The 9,693-nt window shown below is 64.6% G+C and carries 13 protein-coding genes and 1 pseudogene; 9 read left to right on the top strand and 5 right to left on the bottom strand.

Features of this window, described 5'->3' with window-relative positions:
* From JO059_RS12695 to JO059_RS12675, 5 genes and pseudogenes are all read left to right on the top strand, one after another.
* A partial coding sequence (locus tag JO059_RS12695; protein WP_293319163.1) for an aminotransferase class V-fold PLP-dependent enzyme occupies positions 1 to 877 on the top strand: 877 nt, incomplete at its 5' end.
* Positions 874 to 1,369, top strand: a pseudogene (gene sufU, locus JO059_RS12690) (Fe-S cluster assembly sulfur transfer protein SufU); the annotation flags it as partial. The gene JO059_RS12695 and the pseudogene sufU, both read left to right, overlap by 4 nt.
* On the top strand, positions 1,347 to 1,694 hold the full coding sequence (locus JO059_RS12685) for a metal-sulfur cluster assembly factor (protein ID WP_293319161.1): 348 nt from the start codon (positions 1,347 to 1,349) through the stop codon (positions 1,692 to 1,694). The pseudogene sufU and the gene JO059_RS12685, both read left to right, overlap by 23 nt.
* 122 nt (positions 1,695 to 1,816) lie before the next feature.
* Positions 1,817 to 2,059 (top strand): DUF1778 domain-containing protein, encoded by a 243-nt coding sequence (locus JO059_RS12680; protein WP_293319159.1) that lies wholly within the window; start codon positions 1,817 to 1,819, stop codon positions 2,057 to 2,059.
* Positions 2,056 to 2,412: a type II toxin-antitoxin system PemK/MazF family toxin gene (locus JO059_RS12675; RefSeq protein WP_293319157.1), complete on the top strand. Its 357-nt coding sequence runs from the start codon at positions 2,056 to 2,058 to the stop codon at positions 2,410 to 2,412. Before JO059_RS12680 ends, JO059_RS12675 begins: the two co-directional genes overlap by 4 nt.
* An 82-nt stretch (positions 2,413 to 2,494) precedes the next feature.
* On the opposite strand, the gene JO059_RS12670 is transcribed toward JO059_RS12675, so the two are convergent.
* A complete protein-coding gene (locus JO059_RS12670; RefSeq protein WP_293319155.1) occupies positions 2,495 to 2,704 on the bottom strand; it encodes a hypothetical protein in 210 nt (69 codons plus the stop codon).
* 64 nt (positions 2,705 to 2,768) lie between these two features.
* Positions 2,769 to 3,389 (bottom strand): TetR/AcrR family transcriptional regulator, encoded by a 621-nt coding sequence (locus tag JO059_RS12665; protein WP_293319153.1) that lies wholly within the window; start codon positions 3,387 to 3,389, stop codon positions 2,769 to 2,771.
* 82 nt (positions 3,390 to 3,471) lie between these two features.
* Here JO059_RS12665 and JO059_RS12660 point away from each other — a divergent pair, with 82 nt between their 5' ends.
* Positions 3,472 to 3,810 carry a DUF1801 domain-containing protein gene (locus tag JO059_RS12660; RefSeq protein ID WP_293319151.1) on the top strand — a complete coding sequence of 113 codons (339 nt, stop codon included), beginning with the start codon at positions 3,472 to 3,474 and terminating at the stop codon, positions 3,808 to 3,810.
* A 32-nt stretch (positions 3,811 to 3,842) separates the two neighbouring features.
* Here the strand turns inward: JO059_RS12660 and JO059_RS12655 are convergent, their stop codons facing one another.
* The gene (locus JO059_RS12655; RefSeq protein WP_293319149.1) at positions 3,843 to 4,430 is read right to left on the bottom strand and encodes a DUF5666 domain-containing protein; all 588 of its coding nucleotides are present in this window, start codon (positions 4,428 to 4,430) and stop codon (positions 3,843 to 3,845) included.
* A 52-nt stretch (positions 4,431 to 4,482) separates the two neighbouring features.
* Between JO059_RS12655 and JO059_RS12650 the strand changes: the two genes are divergently transcribed.
* The gene (locus JO059_RS12650) at positions 4,483 to 4,722 is read left to right on the top strand and encodes a hypothetical protein (RefSeq protein ID WP_293319147.1); all 240 of its coding nucleotides are present in this window, start codon (positions 4,483 to 4,485) and stop codon (positions 4,720 to 4,722) included.
* Here JO059_RS12650 and JO059_RS12645 read toward each other — a convergent pair.
* Positions 4,719 to 6,548 carry an acyl-CoA dehydrogenase gene (locus JO059_RS12645; RefSeq protein ID WP_293319145.1) on the bottom strand — a complete coding sequence of 610 codons (1,830 nt, stop codon included), beginning with the start codon at positions 6,546 to 6,548 and terminating at the stop codon, positions 4,719 to 4,721. The genes JO059_RS12650 and JO059_RS12645 overlap by 4 nt on opposite strands.
* A 133-nt stretch (positions 6,549 to 6,681) precedes the next feature.
* On the opposite strand from JO059_RS12645, the gene trxA reads away from it, so the two are divergent.
* Complete coding sequence (gene trxA, locus JO059_RS12640; protein ID WP_293319143.1) at positions 6,682 to 7,032, top strand: thioredoxin; 351 nt, start codon at positions 6,682 to 6,684, stop codon at positions 7,030 to 7,032.
* A gap of 19 nt (positions 7,033 to 7,051) precedes the next feature.
* Here trxA and JO059_RS12635 read toward each other — a convergent pair whose 3' ends face one another.
* Complete coding sequence (locus JO059_RS12635) at positions 7,052 to 8,497, bottom strand: condensation domain-containing protein (RefSeq protein WP_293319141.1); 1,446 nt, start codon at positions 8,495 to 8,497, stop codon at positions 7,052 to 7,054.
* Between the two features lie 298 nt (positions 8,498 to 8,795).
* Between JO059_RS12635 and JO059_RS12630 the strand changes: the two genes are divergently transcribed.
* Positions 8,796 to 9,581: a GAP family protein gene (locus JO059_RS12630; protein ID WP_293319139.1), complete on the top strand. Its 786-nt coding sequence runs from the start codon at positions 8,796 to 8,798 to the stop codon at positions 9,579 to 9,581.
* Positions 9,582 to 9,693 lie beyond the last annotated feature (112 nt).

Raw genomic sequence — 9,693 nt, 5'->3', positions numbered from 1 at the left:
CACGACCGAGCTCGAACATCACGCCAACCTGGTGCCGTGGCAGGAGCTCGCCATGCGCACCGGGGCGACGTTGCGCTGGTACGGCGTCACGGAAGACGGCCGCATCGACCTGGACTCGCTAGAGCTCGATGAGCGGGTCAAAGTGGTTGCCTTCACGCATCATTCGAACGTCACCGGAGCGCTCGCGCCGGCAGATGAGCTGGTCGGCCACGCCCGGGCGGTGGGCCCCGTGACGGTGCTGGATGCCTGCCAGTCGGTGCCCCACCGGCCGGTCGACTTCCACGCGCTCGGCGTCGACTTTGCGGCGTTCTCCGGACATAAGATGTTGGGACCCAACGGAATCGGCGTACTCTACGGACGCCGCGAGCTGTTGTCCGAGCTGCCGCCCTTCCTCACGGGCGGCTCGATGATCGAGACCGTAACCATGGAAGCCAGTACCTATGCGGCCCCGCCGCAGCGGTTCGAGGCCGGCACGCCGATGACCTCCCAGGTGGTAGGACTGGCCGCGGCCGCGCACTATCTCGACGCCATCGGCATGGACGTCGTCGAGGCCCACGAGCGCGAGCTTGTTGCGGCGGCCATCGAGGGGCTGTCCGGCATCGGCGGCGTGCGCATCATCGGCCCGACAACGATGGAAAATCGCGGCTCTCCGGTGTCTTTCGTCGTCGAAGGCGTGCACGCCCACGACGTCGGGCAGATCCTCGACGACGACGGCGTCGCGGTGCGGGTCGGGCATCACTGCGCGCTGCCACTGCACCGCAGGTTCGGCCTGGCCGCCACCGCCCGCGCATCCTTCGCCGTGTACAGCACGGCCGAGGAGGTCGACCGTTTGGTGGCCGGCGTGCGGCGCGCGCTCGATTTCTTCGGGAGAGATTGACGTTGCGGCTCGAGCAGATGTATCAGGACGTGATCCTCGATCACTACAAGCATCCGCAGCATCGTGGCCTGCGTGAGCCGTTCGCCGCGCAGGTCTACCACGTCAACCCCGTATGCGGTGACGAGGTGACCCTGCGGGTGACGTTGTCCGGTGACGGCGAAACGGTAACCGACGTTTCCTATGACGGGCAGGGTTGTTCCATCAGCCAGGCGTCGACCTCGGTGCTCACCCAACAGGTGATCGGGCGCAGCGTGGGTGATGCCCTCAAAACCATCACCGCGTTCTCCGAGATGGTGTCCTCACGCGGTGCCGTCGAGGGTGACGAGGATGTCTTGGGCGACGGGGTCGCGTTCGTCGGGGTGGCGAGATACCCGGCCCGGGTGAAATGTGCGCTGCTGGGCTGGATGGCGTTCAAAGATGCGCTGGCCCAAGCCTGCTCGCAAAGCGACGCGGAATTCAAGGAGTAGGGATGAGCGAAATCACCACACCGGACGACGAATTGCTTGCCGACCTCGAGGAGGCGATGCGCGACGTCGTCGACCCCGAGCTTGGAATCAACGTCGTCGACCTCGGACTGGTCTACGGCTTGAACGTCGAAGAGGGCGACGAGGGGACGGTCGCCCTGATTGACATGACGCTGACCTCGGCCGCCTGTCCGCTGACCGACGTCATCGAGGACCAATCCCGCAGCGCGCTGGTAGGCAGCGGTTTGGTGGACGACCTGCGGATCAATTGGGTGTGGAACCCGCCGTGGGGACCGGACAAGATCACCGAGGACGGACGCGAACAACTGCGCGCGCTCGGGTTCACCGTCTGAACGGACGGCCATAACCCGACGGCCGAAGGAACCCGCAAGGGGGTTTCCTTCACGACGCTCTGTGGCCGGCCGGTTCACCATCCTGCCGAAATGTAACACGTTGTTGTATTACAATAGCGTGTATGGCAGAGACGCTTACGATTCGACTGCACGCCGACGATCGGGCTGTGCTCGAAGCGGCCGCCCGTAGGCAAGGCAAGGGGCTCAGTGCCTTCGTTCGAGAGATGGCCGAAGCCGCGGCACGACAGTTGCGGCGCGAGATGATTCGGGCAGATGGAGATCGAGTAATGGCTCACCTGGCCGAGCACCCAGAAGCACAAAGCGAGCTCGATGAGCTCGGGACGCCGCCGGCCGACCAGCCGTGAGTCGACACGCGGCTGGCAGCATAGTGGTGGTTGATTGGCGGGGTGGCGCATTGCCATACGAGCCCGGCAGGCTGCGACCCGCAGTCGTCGTCGAGGACCACGAGTTGTGTCCGGACGCATATCCCAACATGCTGGTAGTTCCGTTGACACGCGATGAGGGCTTGGCCCATAGGTCTTTCGCCGAGCGCATCGAGCCGACGGTCCAAAACGGAGCTGATGCGACGTGTTGGGCGTTGGCCCATCACGTCACCAGCGTGGCGCTGCGGCGCGTCAACCCAACTGACTCGCGGATTACTGCGGCGCAGTTGGCGAGCATCCGTCGACGCATCGCGGTCGCGATAGGCGCCGACTGACGCCTGGCGTGGTCCCAGACCGGTATCCAATCCCTTGCCGGGCAGGCGGTTCGCCGCCGGGTTACTTGAGTGGTCGGAGCGATCAGGAGCACGGCCAGGACGGCTGTTCATACTCGACGACGAGATATTCGCTGTTGGTGTCGGCGCGGCCCTTCCGCGTGCGGCCGATGGGCATGAGTGTGAATGTGCAATCGGCAGTGAATAATTCGCCGAATTGCGGGTCGTCATCGTTTTCGACGATGGCGAGGTAACGTTCGATCAGTTCGCTGGTGGCGTCGTCGCTGACGGTCATTTCGGTCTTGCTTGGTTTGTTGGCGTAGGACCAAAGCCTGCGATGCCGTCAGCGTAGAGCTCCGCTATCCGCGAGCCGGGGCGGCGAGAAGTTGGTGGACCAGCGTGTCTGCAAGCCACGTCTCGTACCGTTGCGGTGGCCATCCTCTGTCGACGACAAGCAGCCCGTATACCTCGGGGGATGCGACGGCGTGAATGATGTCGGCGGCATCACGCTGACGCAGCGGGCGCCGTAACGCCCCCCGCCGAGCCAGCGCGCGAGCGACTTGCCGTTGGCCCTGGTGGCGCTGCCGGGTCAAGTCGTCGAACAGCGCCGCGGCGCCGCCATCCGATGCGGCGGCGCTGGTGAGGATGCGATAGATCACGGCGGTCCTGGCGTTCACCTCGGCCGCGATGCGTACGAAACTTGCCAACATTGTCCGGGAATCCGGTTCGGCGAGCAGCGATCGAACCGACGGGCGGTCGGCCATCGCAACAGGCTCGTCATCGCCGGCGATGGACACATCAAGCAGCGTTTTGAGGATTCCGCGCTTGGACGAGAAGAGCCGGTAGACGGTGGCCGGCGGGACGTCCGAGCGGGCACTGATCGCCTCGATCGTCGTCGCGCCATAGCCAGACTCAAGGAACAAGTCGCGGGCCGCGTTGACGACCGCGCGACGAGCGAGACGAGTCCTTGCCTGAGTCACCACGTAAGACTACTACTCTCGAATTGAGAGTGATACTGTCATTTATGTACACCCGACGGCGACCCGAAGGAGGTCTGACCAGATGTTCACGAAGAGGGGCGACACGGCCGTGCTCGCCAAACTTGGTGAAGCCCCCGCGCAGTACCGGGAAATCGGGCAACGTCTGCACGGCATCATCCGGCAAAGCGCGCCATCGTTGGAGCCGATCGTTCGGTGGGGGCTGCCGTTCTATGTCAAGGACGGCAAGGACATCTGCTACATCAAACCGGGTAAGGACTTCATCGCGTTCGGCTTTGGCGAACCTGTGAACCCCGCACGTGAGGAGGGTGTCCACATGCACCCGGTCGCGTGGACCCTCACCTCGCTGGATGCCGCTACGGAGGCCAAGATTCGCGCGCTCGTCCAAAAAGCGGCGGCCTGATGGGTTCGGCTTAGCAGCCGCTTCCCGTCCCGTCACCCGCCTTGGCCGTGCGGCGGTTTCCCGCATTTGCCGTCGATGGCGGGTCGCAGGGTGATGCTCGTCGCCTGCAGCGCGCCGCCGCCGTCCATGGATCCGCGCGCGCTGACGCACTTGCCTTGCGTAATCGCTTCAGGTGTGGCCGTGGTCAGCTTCGAGTACCTGGTCTTGTCATCGACGGTCACCTGCGTCTGCTTCGTGTTGCCACTGGCGTCGGTGCCCGCGACGGTGATGGTGTTACCCGTCACCGACGCAACCGAGCCGCGCAACGGCTTCGGCTTGCCGGGCGCCGGCCCCGGTGAACCGGGTGGGGAACCGGACGGCGGTGGGCTGGTGCTCGAGCCCTGGCCGGCGTCCTTGCCGGGCGGGCAGGTGCCGTTGACCGAGGGGCTCAGCCGCACGGATGCCGCGGTGACCGGCTGCGAGCCCTGGATTTCCTGCGTCGGGCGAACGGTGATGCAGGTACCGGAGGTGACATCGCTCAGCGTGGCCGGGGCCACCTCGGTGACCTTGGTCGTGGAGGCGAAGTTCACGGCGGCGTTGGTGTCGTCTTCCTTGGTGACCTGGATGGCGTTCCCCGCCACCGACGCAATGAGGCCGTTGACCTGTGCTTGTCCTTGTGCAGGCGCCGGCGATGTGGTCGTTGAGGTCACCGTCGAGGTCGACGTGGATGTTGATGTCGTGGGACTCGAGTTGTTCGACGAGCCGCACGCGGCGATCGACAGCGCGGTGGCACCCGTGGCAGCGACGACGGCGAACCGGACAAGCCGAGGTGTTCGACAGCTGGCAGGCATCAGGGTTTCTCCAATCGTGGTGGGCCACGAAAAGGAATACCCGCTCAAGCTGTATGCGGGCTGTGTGTTTGAGGGCTTTTAGAAGGCGGCTTCGGCAACCCGCATGATGTCGTCCTCGATGGATTCGATGACACTGCGTTGCGCGGTCAACCTCGGCAGGACGTTTTTGGCGAAGAACGCGGCGGTCGCGATCTTGCCCCGGTAGAACGCTTCGTCCTTCGTCGACGGGGCGTCGGCGAGTGCGCCGAGCGCGACGCCGGCTTGCACCAGCAACCGCCAGCCGATGAGCAGGTCTCCGACCGCGAGCAGATATCGCACCGATCCGAGGCCCACCTTGTAGATGTCGGTGGGATGTTGCGTGGCAGACATGAGGTAGCCGGTCAAGGCCCCCGTCATCGCCGTGACGTCGTCGAGGGCCCTTTGCAGCAACTCCGCTTGCGGCTTCAGCGCCTCATCGCAGGTATCGATGGTCTTGCTGATCTGGGCCGTCACGAACTGCAGCGCTTGCCCATGGTCGCGCACGATCTTGCGGAAGAAGAAGTCCAGCGCCTGGATGGCTGTGGTGCCCTCGTAGAGCGAGTCGATCTTGGAATCGCGGATGTACTGCTCGAGCGGATAGTCGGTCAAAAAGCCCGAGCCGCCCAGCGTTTGCAGCGACTCCGTCAGAAGCTCGTAGGCCCGTTCCGAACTCACCCCTTTGACGATCGGCAGCAGCAGGTCATCGACGCGGTGCGCCGTGTCATGATCGGCACCCGAGACCTGTTGCGCCACCACGTCGTCCTGATGCGCGGCGGCATACATGTAAAGCGCCCGCAATCCCTCGGCATATGCCTTCTGGGTCATCAGGCTGCGGCGCACGTCGGGGTGGTGGATGATCGTGACCCGCGGCGCGGTCTTGTCGGTCATCTGGGTCAAATCCGCCCCCTGCACCCGTTCCTTGGCGTATGCCAGCGCATTCAGATAACCCGTCGACAGGGTGCCGGCCGCCTTCACGCCAATCGTCATGCGGGCCTGCTCGATCACGGTGAACATCTGCGCTATCCCGTTGTGCACATCGCCCACCAGGTAGCCCACCGCGGGCAATTCCGTTGCGCCAAAAGTCAATTCGCACGTCGGGGAGGACTTGATGCCCATCTTGTGCTCCAGCCCGGTGACGAAAACACCGTTGCGGGAACCGAGTTCGAAAGTGTCGGGGTCGAACAGGTAGTTGGGAACGTAGAACAGGCTCAACCCCTTGGTCCCAGGGCCGGCGCCCTCCGGCCGGGCCAGCACCAGATGGAAGATGTTTTCGGCGGTCTCGCCGACATCACCGCCGGAGATGAACCGCTTGACGCCCTCGATGTGCCAGGTGCCATCGGGTTGTTGGACGGCCTTGGCACGGCCCGCCCCGACGTCGGACCCGGCGTCGGGTTCGGTGAGCACCATCGTGGCCGCCCACCCCCGCTCGACGCCTTCCGCCGCCCACCGCTTCTGTTGGTCGTTGCCCTCGAGGTAAAGCGCGTGAGCCATGAAAGGGCCCAGGCAGAAGAAGTTGGCGGACGGGTTGGCGCAGATGATCATCTCGTTGACCGCCCAGGCAAGCGGCGGCGGGGCCGGCATGCCGCCGATCTCCTCGGCCAGGCCCAGCCGCCACCACCCGGCCTCCTTGATCGCATCCACCGTCTTGGCAAGTTCGGGCGGCACGCTGATGGTGTGCCCGGCGGGGTCGAACACCGGGGGGTTGCGATCGGCGATGGCGAACGACTGCGCCACCGGGCCCTCGGCCAGCCGGGCCGCCTCGGCCAATATCGTTGTGACCGTCTCCTCGTCGAGGTCGCCGTACTGTCCGGTTCCCAGGACGGCACCCAGATCGAAAACCTCGAACAGATTGAACTCGATATCACGGACGTTGGCGATGTAGTGACCCACGGCGATTCCCTCACTGGTCCCGTAGCAGGCGGATCGTCAGGCCCCTAAGTCTGTCCGACGTGGGAAAACGTACGCAACCGTAACCTGGCCCGGCCCCGGGAACATGGCAGCGGCCCGAGGCGTTGGGGCGTATGTGGCTACCCGCGATCTCACCGCTGCGCAGTTCAACGAAACCATCCAGGGCAATGACATCGTCCTCGTCGACTTTTGGGCGTCCTGGTGCGGACCATGCCGACAGTTCGCGCCGACTTTTCAGGCGTCGTCGGAAATCCACCCCGACGTTGTCTACGCCAAGGTCGACACGGAGGCAGAACAACAGTTGGCGGCGGCTGCGCAGATCCGGTCCATCCCCACGCTGATGGCCTTCAAGAAGGGCAAGCTGGTGTTCAACCAGGCCGGCGCATTGCCCCCGGCGGCGCTGGAGAACCTGGTCCAACAGGTCAAGGCATTCGACGTCGAGGCAGCCCAGGCCGAGCAGGCCTGACGCCGCACGGATCGTCGGATCAGACCAGTTGCCGCTGGAGCCGGGCGGCTTCGGGTAGGGGCGCTGCCGCACCGTGGCTTTCGGCGATGCGAACGAACAGGGATTTCAGGGTCGCGATGTACCGGGTGACCGATTCCCGCGCAATCGGATTGTCCGGGAAGAACACGATTACCTGCGTTTCCTCCTCGTACCGATTCACTCGCAGGTCGAATCGGGCGGGGACGCCGCCGTCGTGGTGAATCTTGATGTTCGCCCCGTCCCAGCCGGACTTGACGATCGTCGAAAGCGGCGGGCTGCTGGCGTCCAGGTGAAACAGCAGGGGGACGCGCCCATGCGGCATTCTCAGCCACGGCGCCAATTCCAGTACTCGGTGGAACGGCACACGCGCAAGGGCTTTGCTCGAGTCGAAGGAGGTCTGCGCGCCGCGGACGGTGTCAGCGAAAGACGATGCGTTGACGCGGACGGTGACCGGAACGAAGCCGGTGAACCAGCCGATTGTCAAGAACTCCGCCGGCGTGCTGCGGGTGTCGGTCGCGACCAGGCCGTGGTACGTTTCCGCGCCGGTCAGCTGGCATTGTGCCAGCGCCGCGCAGGCGAATACGCCACCGCTGAAACGGGCGCCCGCCGCTATGCAAGCGGATTCGAAGTCGGCGGTCTGCCGCTCGTCCATCACCCGCACGAATATGAAGCTCGAGGAGCCCGACCCGTCACCCAGTGACACCGGGCAATCCGGAAGGGTTCCGTCGTTGCGTTCAAAAAAGTCGACCCAGGCACGGACCTGCGGGGAATCCAGCGTCAGAGCTGAGGTGCGCTCGTGCTGCTCCATGCAGTATTTCTCGTAGCTGCCCGCGGGCGGAAGCGACACGGGCGCTCCACCGGCCAACAGGGACGTGTACATCAGGTAGAGCTCCACTCGGAGCGCGCCGAGGAACTGCGCGTCGATGTACAGATGGTCCATGGCAAAACAGAATGTCCAATGGTCGGCGCGCTGAATGATCGCGAAACGAAAACAGTCCCACTCCAACGGAGTTGGCGTTTCTAATATGTGCTCGCGCCAAGCGGCTGGCGTCATCTCACCGTGCTTGATGGGTACGCAGTGAATATCAGCGGGGCTGCGAAGTTTGTGCCGAACGATCTCGTTGGCATCGGTGAACTCGAACCAGCTGTGGTATGTGTCATTCCGGCGAAGGTGCGAGTTGATGACGTAGGTCAGGACTCGGATGTCGCACTGACCGGGCATGTCCCAAGTGCCGATGCAAAGCCGCGACATCTGGACGCCGCGGGCCGTGTGGTCCCGAAAGTTTTGCAGGTGCCGCGCTTGCTGAGGGCTGGGCGGCACGGGGCTTATCGGGGCCTTCCGGACCTTGGCAAGCGAGGCGGGCGATGGGTGCCAACACACCACCGCACCGGGGTCCGGCGCCCATTCGGTGATGGACCCGAACGCCTCCTCTCCCGGGATGAACACGTTTCCTCCCTCACGCTTCAGCGGCTGGGTATGGCGGATTCAAGATTGCCGACACGTCCATCGTGCCATTGACGACGGCGCATCTGCTCCTTCCGGGTGGTCGGATTCCGTTGCGGTATAATCCATCCGTCGCGGCGCCCTTGCCACCGTCGCTCTCCGCAGCCAACCGAGGCTGGCCATTGGCCGTAGCTCACAAAGTGCTCAACGGTGTGTCAACTTAGCAGACCAAACGAGGCCAGGCGGGTGGTTTGGAGATATTCGCTGTACCGACCAATTACCGATACCTGGCTTTAAACAGATGACGCGCCTGAGAATCGTCCGGAAGCCCAAACGAGGCGACCGAATTGCGGGTAAAGTCCTGCGCATGTGGTGCACCGTGCTGGCGTTGGCGCTGGTAGCGGGCGCGGACCCGGTCCGGATTGGGATCGCGGTTCTGTTGTTCGGACGGCAACGGCCAGTGCTGCATCTGGTCGCCCTATGGCTGGGCGGTCTGGCAGTTGGCGTTGCGCTGGCCCTTGCTGTGCTCTTCGGACTGCACGACGTCGCGCTCGGGGCCATGCAGCGGTTGCAGGTTGCCAGCGCGACTCACACGGCAGGCCACATTCAGATCGTGATGGGCGTGCTCGCGCTGGTGGTCGCCGTGTCGATCTCGGTCGGCTTTTCGCTGCGTCACCGCGCGCCGGGGGCAATGCCCGCCGGTGATCCGTCGTGCGGGGTGGGGCCGACGGCGTTCTCGAGGTTGTCGACGCGCGCCCTGGATGCGCTGCAGGCCGGCCCGCCGTGGGTCACCTTCCTTGTCGGAGTGGGTATTACCACTGACTTCCGGTATCTGGGGGCGCTTGCGGCCATCATGGCCTCCGGCGCAGCCATGGGCACGCAGGTCAGCGCGGCCGCCGTGTACACGGTGGTGGGCCTCGCGTTCGCCGAGATTCCGCTAATCAGCCAATTGGCCGCTCCCGGACGGACCCTGGCGGTGATGTCGCGCGTGCACGAATGGGTCAAAGCGCGCCGGCGTGCGGTCCTCGGCCTGATCGTGGCGTTATTGGGCGTTTTCCTCATGAGCAGTGGCTTGGGCCACGTCTGAGCCACGTCTGAGCCCTGACATCGTTTGGGCGCGCGTTACCGTGCTCACGTGAGTTTGGTACTGGTAGAGCAACCCCGGCCCGGCGTCGCGCTGATAACCCTTAATCGGCCCG

This window comes from Mycobacterium sp., assembly GCF_019247615.1.
Lineage (GTDB): Bacteria > Actinomycetota > Actinomycetes > Mycobacteriales > Mycobacteriaceae > Mycobacterium.
This window is presented reverse-complemented; position numbering and strand designations above follow the sequence as displayed.